The organism is Pseudomonas bharatica CSV86 (assembly GCF_000319305.2).
Lineage (GTDB): Bacteria > Pseudomonadota > Gammaproteobacteria > Pseudomonadales > Pseudomonadaceae > Aquipseudomonas > Aquipseudomonas bharatica.
Genome location: NZ_AMWJ02000001.1, coordinates 2,224,337 through 2,239,754 on the forward strand (window position 1 = coordinate 2,224,337; position 15,418 = coordinate 2,239,754).

At 59.2% G+C, this 15,418-nt stretch carries 20 protein-coding genes; 4 read left to right on the forward strand and 16 right to left on the reverse strand.

What is annotated here, in order from left to right; all coding sequences use genetic code 11:
• Positions 1 to 413: 413 nt before the first annotated feature.
• Together CSV86_RS09855 and CSV86_RS09860 are read right to left on the reverse strand one after the other, a co-directional pair.
• Positions 414 to 2,510, reverse strand: a complete 2,097-nt coding sequence (locus tag CSV86_RS09855; RefSeq protein ID WP_170394546.1) for a DNA cytosine methyltransferase — start codon at positions 2,508 to 2,510, stop codon at positions 414 to 416.
• Between the two features lie 284 nt (positions 2,511 to 2,794).
• Entirely contained in the window at positions 2,795 to 3,556 is a 762-nt protein-coding gene (locus CSV86_RS09860; protein WP_009397172.1) for a GIY-YIG nuclease family protein, read from the reverse strand.
• Between the two features lie 121 nt (positions 3,557 to 3,677).
• Here CSV86_RS09860 and CSV86_RS09865 point away from each other — a divergent pair, with 121 nt between their 5' ends.
• Positions 3,678 to 3,947 (forward strand): hypothetical protein, encoded by a 270-nt coding sequence (locus tag CSV86_RS09865; RefSeq protein WP_009397171.1) that lies wholly within the window; start codon positions 3,678 to 3,680, stop codon positions 3,945 to 3,947.
• Positions 3,948 to 3,981: 34 nt separating this feature from the next.
• Here CSV86_RS09865 and CSV86_RS09870 read toward each other — a convergent pair whose 3' ends face one another.
• Positions 3,982 to 5,091, reverse strand: coding sequence for a hypothetical protein (locus tag CSV86_RS09870; RefSeq protein WP_009397170.1), 1,110 nt, complete (start codon positions 5,089 to 5,091; stop codon positions 3,982 to 3,984).
• Positions 5,092 to 5,207: 116 nt separating this feature from the next.
• Here CSV86_RS09870 and CSV86_RS09875 point away from each other — a divergent pair, with 116 nt between their 5' ends.
• Positions 5,208 to 5,657: a hypothetical protein gene (locus tag CSV86_RS09875; RefSeq protein WP_009397169.1), complete on the forward strand. Its 450-nt coding sequence runs from the start codon at positions 5,208 to 5,210 to the stop codon at positions 5,655 to 5,657.
• On the opposite strand, the gene CSV86_RS09880 is transcribed toward CSV86_RS09875, so the two are convergent.
• From CSV86_RS09880 to CSV86_RS09930, 11 genes are all read right to left on the reverse strand, one after another.
• Positions 5,638 to 6,075 (reverse strand): hypothetical protein, encoded by a 438-nt coding sequence (locus CSV86_RS09880; protein ID WP_240160407.1) that lies wholly within the window; start codon positions 6,073 to 6,075, stop codon positions 5,638 to 5,640. The genes CSV86_RS09875 and CSV86_RS09880 overlap by 20 nt on opposite strands.
• Positions 6,072 to 6,530 (reverse strand): hypothetical protein, encoded by a 459-nt coding sequence (locus CSV86_RS09885; RefSeq protein ID WP_009397168.1) that lies wholly within the window; start codon positions 6,528 to 6,530, stop codon positions 6,072 to 6,074. The genes CSV86_RS09880 and CSV86_RS09885 overlap by 4 nt, the downstream gene beginning before the upstream one ends.
• A gap of 223 nt (positions 6,531 to 6,753) precedes the next feature.
• Positions 6,754 to 7,371, reverse strand: coding sequence for a lambda exonuclease family protein (locus CSV86_RS09890; RefSeq protein ID WP_009397166.1), 618 nt, complete (start codon positions 7,369 to 7,371; stop codon positions 6,754 to 6,756).
• A complete protein-coding gene (locus tag CSV86_RS09895; protein WP_009397165.1) occupies positions 7,355 to 8,158 on the reverse strand; it encodes an ERF family protein in 804 nt (267 codons plus the stop codon). Before CSV86_RS09895 ends, CSV86_RS09890 begins: the two co-directional genes overlap by 17 nt.
• A gap of 7 nt (positions 8,159 to 8,165) precedes the next feature.
• Entirely contained in the window at positions 8,166 to 9,266 is a 1,101-nt protein-coding gene (locus tag CSV86_RS09900; RefSeq protein ID WP_037059619.1) for a coiled-coil domain-containing protein, read from the reverse strand.
• Between the two features lie 293 nt (positions 9,267 to 9,559).
• Positions 9,560 to 9,733, reverse strand: a complete 174-nt coding sequence (locus CSV86_RS09905) for a hypothetical protein (RefSeq protein ID WP_037059616.1) — start codon at positions 9,731 to 9,733, stop codon at positions 9,560 to 9,562.
• Positions 9,730 to 9,921: a hypothetical protein gene (locus CSV86_RS09910; protein WP_009397162.1), complete on the reverse strand. Its 192-nt coding sequence runs from the start codon at positions 9,919 to 9,921 to the stop codon at positions 9,730 to 9,732. The genes CSV86_RS09905 and CSV86_RS09910 overlap by 4 nt, the downstream gene beginning before the upstream one ends.
• Positions 9,918 to 10,325, reverse strand: a complete 408-nt coding sequence (locus CSV86_RS09915; RefSeq protein ID WP_009397161.1) for a hypothetical protein — start codon at positions 10,323 to 10,325, stop codon at positions 9,918 to 9,920. The genes CSV86_RS09910 and CSV86_RS09915 overlap by 4 nt, the downstream gene beginning before the upstream one ends.
• Before the next feature lie 196 nt (positions 10,326 to 10,521).
• Positions 10,522 to 11,370: a ParB/RepB/Spo0J family partition protein gene (locus CSV86_RS09920; RefSeq protein WP_009397160.1), complete on the reverse strand. Its 849-nt coding sequence runs from the start codon at positions 11,368 to 11,370 to the stop codon at positions 10,522 to 10,524.
• Positions 11,371 to 11,555: 185 nt separating this feature from the next.
• Positions 11,556 to 12,053 (reverse strand): hypothetical protein, encoded by a 498-nt coding sequence (locus CSV86_RS09925; protein WP_009397159.1) that lies wholly within the window; start codon positions 12,051 to 12,053, stop codon positions 11,556 to 11,558.
• A 65-nt stretch (positions 12,054 to 12,118) separates the two neighbouring features.
• Positions 12,119 to 12,334, reverse strand: a complete 216-nt coding sequence (locus tag CSV86_RS09930; RefSeq protein WP_009397158.1) for a hypothetical protein — start codon at positions 12,332 to 12,334, stop codon at positions 12,119 to 12,121.
• A gap of 500 nt (positions 12,335 to 12,834) precedes the next feature.
• Between CSV86_RS09930 and CSV86_RS09935 the strand changes: the two genes are divergently transcribed.
• Positions 12,835 to 13,161: a DUF1654 domain-containing protein gene (locus CSV86_RS09935; RefSeq protein ID WP_009397157.1), complete on the forward strand. Its 327-nt coding sequence runs from the start codon at positions 12,835 to 12,837 to the stop codon at positions 13,159 to 13,161.
• A 68-nt stretch (positions 13,162 to 13,229) separates the two neighbouring features.
• Positions 13,230 to 13,838 carry a hypothetical protein gene (locus CSV86_RS09940; protein WP_009397156.1) on the forward strand — a complete coding sequence of 203 codons (609 nt, stop codon included), beginning with the start codon at positions 13,230 to 13,232 and terminating at the stop codon, positions 13,836 to 13,838.
• 40 nt (positions 13,839 to 13,878) lie between these two features.
• Here the strand turns inward: CSV86_RS09940 and CSV86_RS09945 are convergent, their stop codons facing one another.
• Both CSV86_RS09945 and CSV86_RS09950 read right to left on the reverse strand, forming a co-directional pair.
• Positions 13,879 to 14,247, reverse strand: coding sequence for a hypothetical protein (locus CSV86_RS09945; protein WP_009397155.1), 369 nt, complete (start codon positions 14,245 to 14,247; stop codon positions 13,879 to 13,881).
• Complete coding sequence (locus CSV86_RS09950) at positions 14,247 to 15,365, reverse strand: hypothetical protein (protein WP_009397154.1); 1,119 nt, start codon at positions 15,363 to 15,365, stop codon at positions 14,247 to 14,249. The genes CSV86_RS09945 and CSV86_RS09950 overlap by 1 nt, the downstream gene beginning before the upstream one ends.
• Positions 15,366 to 15,418 lie beyond the last annotated feature (53 nt).

A 15,418-nucleotide genomic window follows, 5' to 3' on the forward strand; every position in this document is an offset into this window, starting at 1 on the left:
GCCGGTCCGGTGAGTAGGTATGGATTCATAGAGCCTCGCAGGCATTGAAGGTTGCGAGAAAATCTGGCTAGATACAATGGACTCACCACACATCCCTCGGTGAGTCCTCATGTACTTTCTCCAGATCCTCAAGATTTTTGTCCTCGTCGCCAGATTGGCGAATGAGCTCGTTCGGCTATTCGATCGCTTCAGCCCACTGCCATGATCTGGATAGGTTGCAGTCGGCAGTCCTGCGCATCGGCAGAACGTTGCAGACCATCGAACATTATCGCCAGCGCATCGTTCACTCCTGACTAATCACTAACCTGATGGAGGGATCGATGAAGCGTGTACTCGAAGAAGTTTTAATTCAGGCCCTTGCTCAAGGCATGGTCGACTTCATTGGTTGGCTCTGCGCTTTGGTGAGGACTGCGCTATGCAGCTGATGCAATCCGGGTTGGGATGAGCCATGGATTGTTGGCGTGGGATAGAGCAGCCATTGGCGGCGGACTCACGCTGTTACCGCACATGTGCACTTGTTCGGTTACCGTGAACGGCTTTCCATCTGCACCCTTGTCGATCTTGTAGGTAGCGGGGAATCCCTGGGCACGGTAGAGCTCGTGGGGCTTCAGCATGCGCAGGGTGATATCGACGATGACGTAGGGCGTACCCTTCACGTAGACGGTGACCAGGGCCAGACGATCTTTCGTCGTGATTGTCGGAAGCGGTTCACCCACTGGCTGCGCGTGGCTGGCGCCGTAGTAGCTGACAAGGAATGCAGCCACACGCAGGGCACCTTCTTCGTGCTCCGGCGACAGCTTGTACTCGACTACTCCGTGATGTTGGCCTCTTGCACTGACGGTACGGAGAGGATCCTCGACCGAGCGCCCGTCGCAGTTGCCGCGTAGGTGGAGCAGCGAGGCAATTGCCAGGCGCTGCTGGCTGCCACTGTTGGTGACCGTGCTCATCGGCTCGTCGGCGCCCTTGGCTGGCGTGGTGTTGAACCCGCCGTTGGCCTGCTCAATGAACGCGGTGCTGATGCCCATCGCGTGGGCCGCACCCGCCGGCCGCTTGTAGTTGCCGCCACTGGTGATGGTTGGGGTCGGCTCATCGATGGGCGCGCCAGCACTATCGAAGCGGAACTTGACCAGGTGGGCTGCTGCCAGCGCCCGATGGTTCTGGGCCATCAGCGTGCCGACGGGTTGATCCGCAGCGGTGGGCTTTCCTGAGTACGACAAGCCGCCGGCGCCAACCAGAACAGGGCTGGCGACCATGAGCTCCCCGCGGTTGGCAGCGGTTACCGTGGGCAGTGGCTCAGTTGGATCGTTGACCCGGTCGGCACCCTGGTGGGTCGCCGACAAGATGACGGCGCTTGTCAGCGCGTGCTTCACCCCGCCGGCGACGACGGTGCCGAGCGGCTGATCAAGGCCGGGCGCTCGAGGTTGCTGGCCGTCGCGCTCGCCATACCCGGTTTGCACCAGTGTTGGGCTGGCGACGGCGAATGAACCGCCGCGAGGCCAAGACGTCACCGTGCGCAGCGGGTCGTTGATGTCCTGAGCCGCCTCCCTGGACCAGTTCGCAATTGGCACGATGAAAGGGTTCGGATTGTCCAGTACGAACTTCTGCATGCCCTTGGCGACCCGTCGCATTGTGGCGTCGGCCAGCGGCTTGGACCGTCCGAATATGCTCTTGCTTGGCAAGGACCAGTCGATGCACTCGGCTGCAGTGCGCCACTTCTGCTGGCCCTTCTTCGGATTCTTGGCGTGGGTAGGCTCCGGCCAGACGATTGGCTGGCCATCACACCGAGCGATCATGAACAGGCGTTCCCGGCTGGTCGGAGCGCCGAAGTCGCAGGCCTTGATCACGCGCCATTCCACCTGGTAACCCAGGCCTTCCAGGAGTGCCACGAATCGTTTCCAGGTCGTGCCCTTGCGCTTTGGGTCTGGCACGAGGAACTGGTTCGACACGGGCACCTGTTCGCCGGGCTCGGCCACGCGGTTGATCTTGCTCTTGGGCTTTGTCGGGTGTGGGACCAAGTCCAAGGTGACGACCCGGCCAGTTGCTTTATCGCGCTTGGCGATCAGCGGGCCCCACTGCAGGATCTGCTTCACGTTCTCCAGGCTGATCACCCTGGGCTGCTTCTTCCCGGCCCACTTCAGGCCGATCCACGACAGGTTCCGGATCTCACGCTTGCGCGGTTGCCCGCCGGCGGCCTGGCTGTGATGCGTGCAGTCGGGGCTCATGTGGAACCAGCCGACGCGGCGCCCCTGGCACTCTTCGTCCGGGTCACCCTCGAACACGTCGGTGGTGAAGTGGCGAGCGTGCGGATGGTTGGCGGTGTGCATGCTGATCGCCGCCGGGCTGTGGTTCTTGGCCACGTCCACCGGACGGCCCAGGCCCATCTCCAGGCCGGTCCCGGCGCCGCCGCCACCGCAGAAGAAGTCAACGACTATCTCGTCATCCTGTGGATCCAGGCCGAGGCCGTACTGGGTCTTGAAGTCGAACGGATTCTTTTTCTGGAATGCAGACATGGGCGGTCCTCGCCTGGGCGGCGTGATTCGTTATCGTTTGAGAGGGGAAGGCGCTGGCGGGCAGCGCTTGGAAAAAACCCAAGAGGAAATGGCGACGGCCAACTGGAATCCTTGATGTGACACACCAGGACACCACCTCTTGGAGCATTACCAAATGAAGAAACTGAAACGGCTGAACCTGATCGTCCTGCTGGCGCTGAACCTGCTTCAGCTGTGGAATGAGCTCGTCCAAGCAGCTTGGCCTGGTGGCCTGTGCTGACGCGCTGGCGGGCAGCGCCGGAGGGTCAGGCGGGGTCTGCGATAGGCAGCAGAACCTGAGATGGATCAATTGAGCCGGCAGGGCGAACGGTGTTGAAGCCGGTTTCTACTGACGATAAAACCCTGATCCAGTGGCTTTCGCGCTCGGTGATGTAGGCTGCCCGGTTTGTGCAATCATCCGGGTAAGCGATCACCTCGATAACGGAAAACTCCCAGTCGGTTATGTCCGATCCGCCCAGTGCCGCGTGGAACTTGCAGCTGGTTGGGTTGCTCAGGTGCTGCCACCAGCGCAGCGTAAATGGCTGGGTGGTCTGGCCGATGTAGACGCGGCCGCTGGACTTTTGTCGCACCTGGTAAATCACTGGCGGCGACCGACCCTCGCTGGCCAGGCGGAACTCCGACAGGTCTCGAAACTTGGCGGCCGTCTGGCACGCCTCGGTACAGTAGTCGTGGCTTTTCGTTTCCGTGTGCGGGTCGTTGTACTTGTCGATCAATCTGAAGGCGGTGCCGCACTCCTTGCACGACCTGCTTTCGAATCGGCCCAGTAGGTACGTGTCGCTCTCGTCGATCGGCTGAATGTGCAAGAGATACTCGTGCGCTTCCATGTCCTTGCGCAGTACGCGTGACGGGAACTTGCGTTCGTATTGATCCTCGACCGTGGCTTTCGCCGCCTTTCGGTCAGTAGCCTCGACCATTCCGCTGAACACTGGCGGCCAAGCCCACTCAGCCTCCCCATAAGGGCCCTTTGCCGGGCGGCGGCCTTTGATCTGGTAATAAAACTTAGCCATGGATGCTCCTTGCAGGCGCTGCCCTAGCTGGATAGGCGTTCTCAAAAAGGATTGGGTAGCTAGTCAGAAGCCTCCGACTAGTGTTGTATGTGCTGGCAATCTAATGCCTCGGAGAAATCAGATGACGGATACCATTGATCACAAGTCGGGCCGACCTATTGATGGCGAGCTTGTTGCAGCTGGAGCCGGAGCTGCCACGCTGATAACGCTGGCTGTTCAGAATAAGGAGGCGCTTGTGGCCGCAGGGTCTGCAGCGGTCGGAGTAGCTGTCGCCAACCCTAAACTCACCGCTTCCGTCGCCGCAGTCGCAACTATTGGCTACGGGATTTACCGGCTCACTCAGTCCGGCACAAAGATCGAGTTCGGCAAGTTCAAGTACGAGCGGAAGTAGTCTAGGTATTGAAACGAACTCCGGCGCGCGCGGATCAGGCGGCTTTGCGAACAGGTACGGCGCGAAGGTGGTCGTTCTCGTCGGCATCGCCAAGGTACGGCTTCAGCTCGGCGCGGGTGTACTTGCCAGCCTGGGTCGTGTCGCTGGTGTAGCCGCTGTAATTCGGGCCGAAGTAGGCTCCGCCGTGGCGGTCAGTCCAGATCATGTAGAGCGACTCCTCGGGCGGGAACAGGATGTTCTTCAGTACCTCGGCGCGCTTGAAGTCCAGCTTCGCCGCGGCAGCCGACATCAGTGATTCCAGTCGCTTGCGGCGTCGCGCCTGATTCACCTTGACCCGGGGAAGCTCAGGCGGAGCCACGTACAGCTCGCGGCAGCATTCGTTGGTGTAGCTGTACGGCCCGGTGGCCACCCACCACATGTTGTTGATGTTGTAGAGCGCGGTCCCGCGCTGCCAGCGACCCTCGTAGTCGGTGAACCAGACGGTTTGGCCATGCTCCAGCATCTGGCCGTCCGCCGACCGCAGGTTGCTGCTCATCCAGGAGCCGGACTTGTACTTTTCCCAGTCGACACCTTTGAAGTGCACGCTGCTCTCGTAGTGGAGCTGGATACGCTCCATGGCTGTGAGGTTCCCAGGACCGACCTTGCGTTCATGTTGGCGCATCCACTCCTCGTCGAAGTAGTAGCCGCTGAAGATGTTGCAGAGGTAGGTACGGATCCGTCGGCGGGTGCGCTCCATCTCCAGGCGCATGAGGTACGGCATGTGCATTTCTTTGTCGTTCTGGTACCGGCCATCGTGGTCAGGCCGATCGGGTGCGTTAACGTTTTGGAACATCTGGAAGGTGATCGAGGCGCCGGAAAGCTCCAGATCGGCTTTCAGGTCGCCCTTGCTGCACACGCGCTTGTTGCGGCGGAAGTTCTCGGCAATGCCGTACTGGTCGCGCTTGTCACGCTCCTTCAGCTCTGGCATGGCGCAGGTCCAGCCCAGGCGGTTGAGCGTCTGCACTATGCGCTTCAGCACCTGGTTGCGGTACTCGCGCTCCCAGGCCTTCTCTTGATCCCAGGGCTGACGACCGGGATGGGGCTCACGGATGATGATCTCGGCATCACCGAAGATGATGCTGGCGCTGCGATTGAGCTGTGGCATTGTTTTTCTCCATGCATGCGCCGCCCTCCGTGGCCGGATGCGGCGTGGTGGCAATTTGATGTTTTTTGAGGTAGACCAGTGCGTGGCAATCCGCCCGGTTTAAATGGAGTGTTTCGGTGAAAAAATCGGATTTTGATGAAGACGTTAACGAGCTGAAGACCCTGGTTTCTCGTGCCGCCTATAGCTACAAGCGCTCCAGGGATCGATATCTCGAGCTCATCGAGCTTTGGAAGGACTTAGGGAATAAGCACTTTAACGATCAGGTTACCTTCAAGCTTGAAGAGGATGGCGTGCTCGTGTCCGGAAATGTGTCCGGAAAGCCATTCAGCATTTACTCGACGATGCTGTATCGGGGAGGAGAAGCGCTGCTCGAAGCTCGGATAGCTGTTAAGGAATTTGCTCCTGAGAACGAAGTTCTCGTAGGCAAGTTCCACGTAGGCCCCAATGGCGCCATCTACACCGCCGATGGTGAAGTTGCCCTGTCAAACACCGAAGACCTGCGCGAATACAAAGTCCTCTCCGCGGTCATTCGGCGAGTGCTTGGTGTTAGCAATCCGGGGGTATGACCTCGCACCCGGGGAATCGCTTCAATTCCGCCATACTCGACGATTCGAACTGTCGCGCTAGTTTTGGCGAGATGTAAAAAGCTGGCGCGTCAGGTCGTTGCAGTCGGCGCGCCCGCTCTTCTGGATCAGCAGCAGCCCAGGACAGCGCCATGTCCTGCCAAAGCGCTTGCACCTGATCGTAGCCGTGAGCCTTCACCTCGGCAGCGAGCAGCTTCTTGATCCCGGCTGGCTCTCGAACACAACGTACTCGACACCTAGTCGGGCATCCTCTGCCTTCTTCTTCTCCCTGGCCCGGCGCGAATACTCCGCACCCTTCGCTTTGTCCTTGTTCGCCATAGGCGCCTCCCAAGCCGCTGGGCGGCAGATGAATAAACTGCTGGCGCCGGCCATGCCGAACGCGGTTGGAAATCTTGCTCATGCTGCTTTCTGCTGGACCCAGGCTCCGGCCGCGGTAAACACTTTGGCTGCCTGCGGCTCGTCGAGCGTGGTGTTGGTAGGGATGGCAATCCAGCCGGAGGCAATCCGGTGGTTCGGGTTGGCCGTGCGGCATAGATCGGTGTAGGTCGCCTCAATGACGTCCGTCAGGTGCGAGGCCAGGTAGTTGCCCTCGGTGGCAAACTCCTTCGACTTGTAGTACTGCTCGCCGTCAGGCTTCAGGCACATCACGCTGATGTAGATCGTCCACCGGTGCGCGATGTCGCAGACGGCATCGACGATCTGGCGGCTACGGATCTGCTTGCAGCTCTTCCAGCTCATCATGATCTGCTGACCGCTCGGGTCGATGTTGACCACCGCGACGTGGTTGCTGGAGAGAAGGGCTCGGCAGGCGCGGTCCATCCGCGCCCGGAAGTTGTGAGGCTTGCGCTTGCTCATAAGTCGTCCGCCATCTGGCGCAGCCTCGCCCGATCGGTAGCGGTGGGGCGTCGACGCTTTCGCACCAGGACCGTTTCAGGGTCTATCTTGTCGCTCCTCACAGGAAGCGGGAGAGCAGGGCAGTTACCCAACTGGATCACCTGCCTGCCAGATGCGAAGAAGGCAGCTTTCGCTGCCTCTAGTTGTGCTTGGCGTTCGGCGCCGGCGAGGATGTAGTTGTTAGTCATGCTGCTAGCCCCAGGACGCGATTCTCGCGTTCCTCCAAGATCTCGTAGAAAGTCTTCACGCGTTCCGCGAGCTTGCGGATCATCGCCTCGTCGCGATACGCCCGCTTGATGAACAAAGGCATGCCGGGCCAGTAGCAAATGAAGTCGATCCACTCGCGGTCGGAAACCCATAGGCCGCCTTGGCACTGCGCGACGTGTTCTTTTGGAATCTCGCCGCCCAGGATGACTTCCACCTGCAGCTTCGGCAGTTTTGTTTTTATCTCGGTGAGGCCTTGGGCCCCGACCAGCGAGTCAGGTGAGTAGCCGATGCCGTGGTTCAGAATAATCCCGACCTCGGTGGTCTCGACCTCTTCGCGATCGCGGTAGAGCCGCCGCGCTACAGCTTCGAGCTCATGGCCGCGTTCGGTGTGGCGGTTGCCCTTGAATGTGTCAGCCGCTTCTCCAGTGATCCGCTCACCGATCAGGGTATGCATGTACGTGAAGGCCTCAACGCCAAAACCCGCTTCCCCCTTGCCGTTCACCATGAGGCACGCGAGCTCGGAGCAGGTCACAATGCCAAGGCGCAAGGCCAGCCATTCAGGTGTGCCTTGAGTAATATCAGTGATGATTTGCATCAACGGGCTCCTGCTGAGTGCGATTGGCTGACCTGGTGAGCTTCGCCAGTACCTCGTCGAACTCGGATTTGTAGACGTTCGACGCGCAGCCATACTTTTCAATGAACAGGCCAGCCATCGTTGGGCTGCATTTTTTCAACAGCGCCTCGAGCTGTGCTGCCTGGCGGGAGGTGATGACGGGCTCTTCGGGCGGCTCCGCGTTGCCGTCGGTGTCCTCGTTCGCCATGACGACATTGAAGATGTTCATCGTGAGATAGCGGCGGGCGTAACTGTTGGTGGATCCATGAGCGTGGACGCCGGTCTTGTTCGTCTTACCCCCAATGCCGGTGGCGTCCAGCGGCAGGTCCATCTTGTATTGCCTGGTGTGCCCCTGGTCATGCATCACGTCGCAAATCACCCGAATGTAACCAGCCAGATGGGAGTCGCCGGTACCGAACGAAAGCGAGAAACCTTCTTCAGTGAAGATCGGGCTGATCTCTCGGTCGATGTCTTCCAGTCGGGCGTAGGTGCTATTGGTCTGAACATTAAGCGCCCGTCGGGCAACCGGTTTTATCCGCCGTTGTGCGCGGACCATGGCAGCGTTGAAAGCAGCCGAGGCTTGGCGGTCGACAAAGCGCTCGTGCATCTGCATCAGGCGCTCCATCTTGTCGACGTCCACTGCCGGGTCAGCCGCGGCGCGTTGAATCATTTGAATCATCATGGACGATTCGGTGGCTTGTACCGCTCCGGCGGGAGCGTCCAGAAGCTGGGTTTCATTCTGCCGTTCGGCCAAGGCTGCATTGCTCATGGCTACCTCAATACTGGATGGTGATATTGGGAATTTTGCGCTGGATGACGAGGGTGATCGCTTGCTTGGCGCATTCCTCGGTCATGCCCCCTTCGACAAAGGCGTCCAGGGCAGCACGATTGATGACGCGGCGGTGCTCTTCATCCCGTTCCCGGGCTTCTTGCTGCCGAAGAATCTCGGTGGCAGCGGCGTCAGCGCGACGGCGCTCGTCTTCGCGAGCCTGCTGGGCTGCTTGTTCGGCGCGACGTGAAGCTTCTTGGCGGTGCTGCTCTGCCTGTCGCAGTGCGGCTTGTCGATCTGCTTCGGCCTGTGCAGCGGCGCGCTCTGCCTTTTCGGCCAGCAGCTTCAGTTCCAGCTCGCGACGGTCGGCCGCTGCCTTGGCTTCCTGCTCTCGGCGGTGTGCGGCCTCTCGTTCAGTCTGGGCTTTTTGCTCGGCTTCCAGGCGAGCTTTCTCGGCCGCCTCGCGAGCGATTCGCTCTTCACGGTCTTTCTTCTCGCGGGCATCGGCCTCGGCGCGCAGACGGGCCAGTTCGGCCTGTTCAGCTTCGTAGCTATCCCGCTTCACCAGGGCGGCGCGCAGAGCAGTCACCACCTTGTCCTTCTCACGGGCTGCCTCTGGCTCAAACTCCTCCCAGTGCTCGCCGAGCTCCACGCTTTCGGCGTCACTGATCAGACCCTTGAGCTGCGCCGAGCTGAGTTCGGCCAAGCCTTCCGCCAACGACTTCAATCGATCCAGTTGCTCGTTGTGCCTGTCCACCCTGGCATCTTCTGCGGCCTGCCACTCGTTCAGCGGGCGGCGAACCTCCTCCTGCCAGGCATCGAGGGTGTCACGCATCCGCTTGCGCTCGGCATCGATCTTCTTCGGGATTTCCTTGAGCTCGGCGACCAAATCCTTGCCAACGTTGTCCAGCGCCGTTTTGGAGCGGGCCACGCTATAGGCGATCGAGGCGATTGCCTCGCGGCCCTTGCGGGTCGTGACATCCGGTATGAATGCGTCGATTTCGTTGCGAATCTTCTGGAGGAACGGATCCAGGCCGTTGGCGGCCTGAAACACCTGGAGGGCCGTCTCTTTCGGTGGAACCTCGACGAGCTGTGTTTGCGCAGACATTGAAATACCTCGCGCCAGGGCGGCGCCTGCGGTTGGGAAGCGGGAAAGGGGGAATGCCAGGTCACGCCCGTGAAGTAAGGCGGACGCCCTGGCTGCCGGTGATGGTTGCGCGCTCTTGCCGGCTTACGCTCCCGAATGGGTACGGTTATCCCCGAAGGGCCCGCCGTGCTCGGGTGTGATTCAGGAAGTGATGCCGCCAGCCAGCGAGCTCAGCAGCATCCAGAGAGCAAAGAAGGTGATGGCGAAGAACGAGCCGCGCCAAGTGGCGATTCGGCGGGCCCGCTGGAAGGAGGTCACTGTCGACGACCGAGGTTGATCGGCCGGCGCTTCAGCCAGTCGGCCTTGATCGGGTAGGGCAGGTCAGCGACGCGCATTCCGACCGGGAGTTGCAAGGTGCCGCGGACCTGGGCGGCCTTGGCTTCTTCGAGCTGCTCGTCGATGAGCGATTTCACAACTGGCGTAGTCATGCAGCCTCCTGGCGCCCGTCAACGATCTTGTTGAGGCGTGCGCAGTAGTGTTCGAATTCTTCAATCGTGATGCGCTCGTCCTTCATCATCTCGACCAGTTGGCGCTGGATGGTGGCGGCGAAGTTGACTGGGCTACTTGGATGAGCGAGGGCTTCGAGCTGCTGGTCGATGAGGACGTAGGGGCTCATTCCGCAGCCTCGGCTTCAGCGATGAGGGCGTCCTTGGCAAGCGGCTCCAGCAGCGTGCGGGCAAGTTCCCGAAGCTTGTCGTCGTCATCCAGGATTTCAGCGGCAGCGGCCTGGCCTTCCGATTTCCAGCCGGCGCGGGCAGCCAGGTAGAGGCGACCCAGGACGGAGCCGCTCTCGGTGGACCAGAGCAGCAAGGTGCTCAGGTGCTCGTCAACTGCTCCGGCAAACTGTTCGAAAGTCACGCTTTGCTTGGGATGGCCGTGGCGCTTGAATTCCACGTCGACGCCGCGCAACAGATCTTCCGTAGCGTTGTCGATCCAGATGCGTTCAGCTTCACCGTCATCTGGCTCGTCCGGCTGGCGGTTGTCCCATTCGTGCTGAGCGGACTGCAGAGCTGCGTTCATGTTGCCTCCAGGGAGGGACCGCATTGGTCAGGCACCAAGCGCGGGTGACCAAACCCAGCCGTGAAATGCTGGCTTGGTACCTGCCAATGCGGTCGAAGGTGAAGGGGAGATGGGGCAGGCGCCCGGCGCTACCCGGGATGCATCTGGTCTGGCCTGTTAGGGCCCCGGATTCGCCTGCGTAAAGGGGGAGTGCAATTCAATTGCGTGGTGGAGAACCTGCGGCAGCTACTGCATCCCGGAGCGCCTGCAACTGGTCGGTAGGGAGGCCGAAAGATTTGTCCTGCGGGATAGCCAGGAGCAGTGCATCGGCTGCAGCGTGAATGGCCTCAAGCTTCGGCCGGGAAATCGACGGCCCGCGCATAGTGCCGGCGGTCACCTTGGTCTTCCCTTTGGCTTGAGCCTTCTGGAGCTCGGCTCCAAGCACCTTGCCGGCTTTGTCTCCGTGCGCCCTGACTACCTGAGCGGCAGTTGTTGCTGATACTTGGCCGGCGGCGACCAGGCTCTGTACGTCGGTGTTTGCATTGCCGACGGTAACGACCTGCTCGACATGCTGACGAGTCTTGCCGACCTTTTTCGCGATCTGGTCCACGGTCCAGCCGAACGCCCTGAGCCGTTTGTAGCCCTCGGCCAGTTCGAGCGGGGAGAGCTTCTCGTTCTCCTGACTGCTGATGATCCGAGCCACGCGATCTGCGTCGCTGCCTTCGAATGCGGTGACGGCGACCCAGGCTTCAAGGATGCTTGGATCGTCTTTGTTCGGCGTACGAGGTAGGCGACCAGCCTTGTCCAGCTTGATCAGGGCGCGCCGCCGACGGTGACCGTCAACGATCCACACGCCACCTTCTGCCCGAGGTCGAACTTCAAGGGCCGGGATCTGACCGCCGTTGGCGATGAACTCGGCCAGAGCGTCGATGCTTGCTTCGAGCGCTTCGCCTTCGATGCGCAGGTTGAAGCCCGACTCTTCATGAAGGTCTTCGAGCTGCACCTTCATGGCGTCGGCGCGCCGCACCTCGCCATCCTTGATCATTTGCTTGAACGATTTGGCCATGCAATTAACTTCCAGTTGATGGGCTGCATTGGTGTGTAACCCGGCTCGCGGATTCGAACCGCGTCAACCGGTGTAGCCCTCGCCGCTGATCAAGCGGCCTTGCCGGGTCACACACCGATGCAGCCTGGTGATGGGGGGCCAGGTGAATCGGGCAGTTAACGTCAGGCTGACGTGGCGCTGGTTGTTCAGGCGGCTGTTTGTACGGATGCCGCTTGGATGCGCTGTAGATTTCGCAGGTAGTACAGGGATGCTTCGATTTCACTTTCCGAAAGATCCCGGCCGAGTTCGCTTCGACGGATTCCGATGGAGAAGATCACGCTGCCATGGGATGGCGCCATGCCGTAGCTGCATTCAACAAATTGGCCGTGCCAGTGCGCGTAGCTCTTGGTGCCGAAGTACGTCCTCTTCAGCGCGGCCGCGCCATTGGCGAGATCGTCGACAGCCTTCTGAAGTGCGAAAGCCCTGTCGTTGCCGGCCTTATCGTAGGAGCCACGAACCTCAAGCACCGACTCGGCAATCTTCAGCGCGTCCAGGTCAAGGCCGTCGGCCGATGCCGCGATCAGCCGGTTCGTTTCTGCCAGATCCTTGCTCAGGTTGTCCATTTGCTTCTTGTGTCGATCGTTTTCTTCGCCGATCAGCGCGGTCAGGCTGATTCGCTGTCTTTCCAATTCTGCAAGCTTCATGTCCTATACCTCTGTTCGGTTGATTTCCCGTCTGGCCCTGTCTCCAAGGCCAGCCAGTGAAATCGTCATGGCAGTAGCGGTGCCAGCGCCAAGCGTGTGTGCAGTCGAGCGCGGTGGTAGTGGAAAGCTCGGATCATTTCGGCTTTCGCTGGCCCCCAGCCGGCACCTTCGCGGCACTCGGCCATGAAGCCCATGAGGTTGATTGCTACGCCGCGAGCACGACGAGCCTTGAATTGCTCCATGGTTTCGCCTTCGGTGCGAAGCTGATTGAAATTGCGCATGTCGTGTTCCTCCAGTGGATTCCCAAAGCACCCGGTCGCCCAGGTGCTTCAGTGAATCTCGTGGTGTTTCTACGCACCCGCTTACCAGGTCATTCACTCAGTTCGGTCAACACCTCGTCCGCCGTCGCAGTGGGCTGCGCGTTGGCAGGCTTTCGGGCCTGTCGGATCGCTGGTCGCCGGTAGAGGCAAGTGCGGTTTTGTTCATCGGTTTACTGACCTCCCACCGATGGAGCCGGGAGTGACCTAACCGGCTGGGCCGGGTAGTCGGGCATGGCGCTGGCTGTTAAAGAGCGGCGGCCTGTGAGGGCCTCTGCAGTCCCTCGTGAGTGACTGCGGTGTTGAGGCAAATACCACGCAATGTGTTTTTTTTGTCAACACGAAATGTGATTTATTTTCGAAGCCGTGTTGAAATTCTTCCAAGCGAAGCGTGTTCACCTTTCACAAGGCGTGATGTATGCTCTGCTCGGTACTGGATGTATGTACAGTTAATGGAGGAAGGAATGGCGAAGCAGAAGAAGTCGGCGCCGCAGTCGCGGCAGGAAATGACCGGACTGGAACGCCTGGGCCTGCGGGTATCGTCGATGATCAACCACCCAATCGCGCAGGCTCAGCGTTGGGTGACGATCCATCGCCTGGACACGGACGGTGACATGGAGTGGGAGGAGGTGATGGGGCTGCTGGCCGAAACACCAGAGCTGGACCTGACGTTCAATGACGACGAGAGCGTGACCGTTCGGTGGGAGCCGCAGAGCGCAGACGATCGAGACGACCTGGTCGCGGAGCGAGATTGGGAGGAGGAGAGGGTGGAGGAGGAGGCGCCTTTCTGATCGAAAAAGGCTCTCTGAATGGTGATGGCGCACTGCTACAATGCGTCATCTCAAAACGGAGCATCGCAATGAAAAGGACTGCTACTGCAGCGCTTGCCGCCCTGTTACTCAGCGGATGCGCAGTGGGCCCTACCTGGCAAGCAACCGGAAGCACGGATGAGTTCACCGACAAGACCACCATGATGGTTACCACAAGTGAATTTCCATCGTCCGGCTCAATCGTGACCAGGTCGCTCCATTTCTATCCAGTGGTGCGCAAGGAAGGCGATGAGATCTTCGTCGGACTCATGTCCGGGGGCCGATTCAAGATCCCAGTGGGTACAGTGCAGCTGCGTATTGATCAGAATGAAGCCTGGACGATAACACCGCAGGAAACCCCGGTAAGCATGATGCCTTCGGCCCCTCAATACACTCTGAACCTGCCACCTGAGCAGGCAGCTCTCGTGAAGCAGACCCAAGACCAGGCCATGCTCAATGTCACTCAGCTGATGAGCCCATATACCATCACTGGCGGCGACAAGGCCAAGAAAATCCTGAAGCAGATGCTCGCCGGGCATACATTGAAATACCGGACGGTTGGCATCAATCAGGCAGCGTCTACAACTGGCGAAGTGCTGATAGATCCAACTCTGGCCCAATCGCTCAGGAAGATCGGAATAAGCCCAGAATCGCTCTAAGCTACCCACAAAAAAGCCCGCACTTGCGGGCTATGGCTTCTCAGGGCTTGTAGAGCCAATCACGGGCCTCAGCGAGCGAGCGTAGTTCTTTTGACTTTCGCCTGATGTCGCCCTTCCCATTGCCTTCAAAATCAATGATAGCGTGCTCTTTGAAAGGAGCTGGATCGGGTAAAGCTGGAAGTTCCAACGCTGTACATTCGTCCACAGTGACTGCCAGAACACCCACCGAGCGCAGTCCAAGTGTATCTACGAAATGTTCGTGAGCCTCAGGCGGCTCAATCAGATCTCCATCATAGCAGGATAGCTTCATCTCATCCTTGGGCGTAGGGCTGAAAGCTTGAGAGGTGATTCGGCCGTCCTGAATCCAGTTTGGATTTATCTGACGCAGAAGACGCGTGTTTCCTTTCATCAAATCTCTCCCTTTGCAGCCTTAGAAATCAGGTCGATCAGACTTTGCAGGTGCTCAGGGTCACTCAAGTCGAACACTTCTTCGATTTCTTGTTTGGTCTGGGTATTGAAACAATGCACATCACCCTGGAGCGCTCCAAGGTCAATGTTCATGCTCATGTCTTGGTTAGCCGTTCTCCACTCAAGCAGAATTCCTCCATCCTCCGTTGGATAGATGTAAGGAGTTGGCAGAGTGGCCGGATAGCTTGTAGCGAAAAATGATTCGAGCCAATCGAACTCAGATTTGCTAGGGACGGAGCCTATACCGTCGAGCCACCCAGGTCTCAAAAGCCTGAGCTCATCAATTCGTGCTAAAGGATCATTGGTGTCGATGATGACAGCATCCTCAATCATGTCGAATGAGTCTAGCCGCTCGTGGCGGTCAAATCGAGCAACACCCGAGATCGAAACCTTCACTCCTTTCCTATAGCCACTCGTTGCCTCGAGGATGGTATCGAGGTGGATTGCATCTACAGATGACGTAATTTTCCGGCCAGTCGGCAACTGAAGCTCAAAGCTCATTTTCGCTTGATCAAGCTCTGAAACCAGCCCGCGAACGGTCACCTCCTCAGTGATCTCCTCATTCTGCGATGCGAGCAGGAGGCGTCTGCGCGTTAGCTTGGTGAGCCTTGCTGGCCTCGCTTCTCCTGGAAAGAACTCAAGAATCTCCCCGTCACGCAACCCTCGCCCAAAACGATCAAAATATCCGAGTAGATTCGCCGGGAGCTGAGTGATGGGTTCATTGTGTTCCGCCGCATCAATCGCTCTGCCAATAGCGTTTGCTGCTCGGTAAAAGAAGTCTTCATTGGCAGCTGGGAACAGCCCTGCGGAGGGATCTTCGTATTCGATGACGATCGCTGGGCAGGCGCTGCCTTTTTTCACTTCGGACAAAGCCAGGGTCAGCGGGCTTGTGAAACCCTTCGGCGAGCGTTGCCGGCCATTGTCTTGGACATAGATCCATTTTGCGACGGCGATCAGAAATTCCTCTAGGACCGCAAGGTCTTTGAGCAATTCTAACGGGATCGTATGGTCATCGAATCGTTTGCCGACCAATCTCGGCTCAATCAGAGGGCGCTTCATGAGTTATCCGTTTCTCGTAGCTGATTTGAAGTCCACCCTCAAGTGGAGTGGGG

Bases quoted from the DNA above. Each gene is read 5' to 3' on its own strand.
- CSV86_RS09885 (WP_009397168.1), bottom strand. From the start codon at position 6,530: ATGAGCAAGCGCAAGCCTCACAACTTCCGGGCGCGGATGGACCGCGCC.
- CSV86_RS09920 (WP_009397160.1), bottom strand. From the start codon at position 11,370: ATGGCCAAATCGTTCAAGCAAATGATCAAGGATGGCGAGGTGCGGCGC.
- CSV86_RS09860 (WP_009397172.1), bottom strand. From the start codon at position 3,556: ATGGCTAAGTTTTATTACCAGATCAAAGGCCGCCGCCCGGCAAAGGGC.
- CSV86_RS09940 (WP_009397156.1), top strand. From the start codon at position 13,230: ATGAAAAGGACTGCTACTGCAGCGCTTGCCGCCCTGTTACTCAGCGGA.
- CSV86_RS09915 (WP_009397161.1), bottom strand. From the start codon at position 10,325: ATGAACGCAGCTCTGCAGTCCGCTCAGCACGAATGGGACAACCGCCAG.
- CSV86_RS09925 (WP_009397159.1), bottom strand. From the start codon at position 12,053: ATGAAGCTTGCAGAATTGGAAAGACAGCGAATCAGCCTGACCGCGCTG.
- CSV86_RS09865 (WP_009397171.1), top strand. From the start codon at position 3,678: ATGACGGATACCATTGATCACAAGTCGGGCCGACCTATTGATGGCGAG.
- CSV86_RS09945 (WP_009397155.1), bottom strand. From the start codon at position 14,247: ATGAAAGGAAACACGCGTCTTCTGCGTCAGATAAATCCAAACTGGATT.
- CSV86_RS09905 (WP_037059616.1), bottom strand. From the start codon at position 9,733: ATGACTACGCCAGTTGTGAAATCGCTCATCGACGAGCAGCTCGAAGAA.
- CSV86_RS09910 (WP_009397162.1), bottom strand. From the start codon at position 9,921: ATGAGCCCCTACGTCCTCATCGACCAGCAGCTCGAAGCCCTCGCTCAT.
- CSV86_RS09880 (WP_240160407.1), bottom strand. From the start codon at position 6,075: ATGAGCAAGATTTCCAACCGCGTTCGGCATGGCCGGCGCCAGCAGTTT.
- CSV86_RS09950 (WP_009397154.1), bottom strand. From the start codon at position 15,365: ATGAAGCGCCCTCTGATTGAGCCGAGATTGGTCGGCAAACGATTCGAT.
- CSV86_RS09855 (WP_170394546.1), bottom strand. From the start codon at position 2,510: ATGTCTGCATTCCAGAAAAAGAATCCGTTCGACTTCAAGACCCAGTAC.
- CSV86_RS09935 (WP_009397157.1), top strand. From the start codon at position 12,835: ATGGCGAAGCAGAAGAAGTCGGCGCCGCAGTCGCGGCAGGAAATGACC.
- CSV86_RS09890 (WP_009397166.1), bottom strand. From the start codon at position 7,371: ATGCAAATCATCACTGATATTACTCAAGGCACACCTGAATGGCTGGCC.
- CSV86_RS09900 (WP_037059619.1), bottom strand. From the start codon at position 9,266: ATGTCTGCGCAAACACAGCTCGTCGAGGTTCCACCGAAAGAGACGGCC.
- CSV86_RS09895 (WP_009397165.1), bottom strand. From the start codon at position 8,158: ATGAGCAATGCAGCCTTGGCCGAACGGCAGAATGAAACCCAGCTTCTG.
- CSV86_RS09930 (WP_009397158.1), bottom strand. From the start codon at position 12,334: ATGCGCAATTTCAATCAGCTTCGCACCGAAGGCGAAACCATGGAGCAA.
- CSV86_RS09870 (WP_009397170.1), bottom strand. From the start codon at position 5,091: ATGCCACAGCTCAATCGCAGCGCCAGCATCATCTTCGGTGATGCCGAG.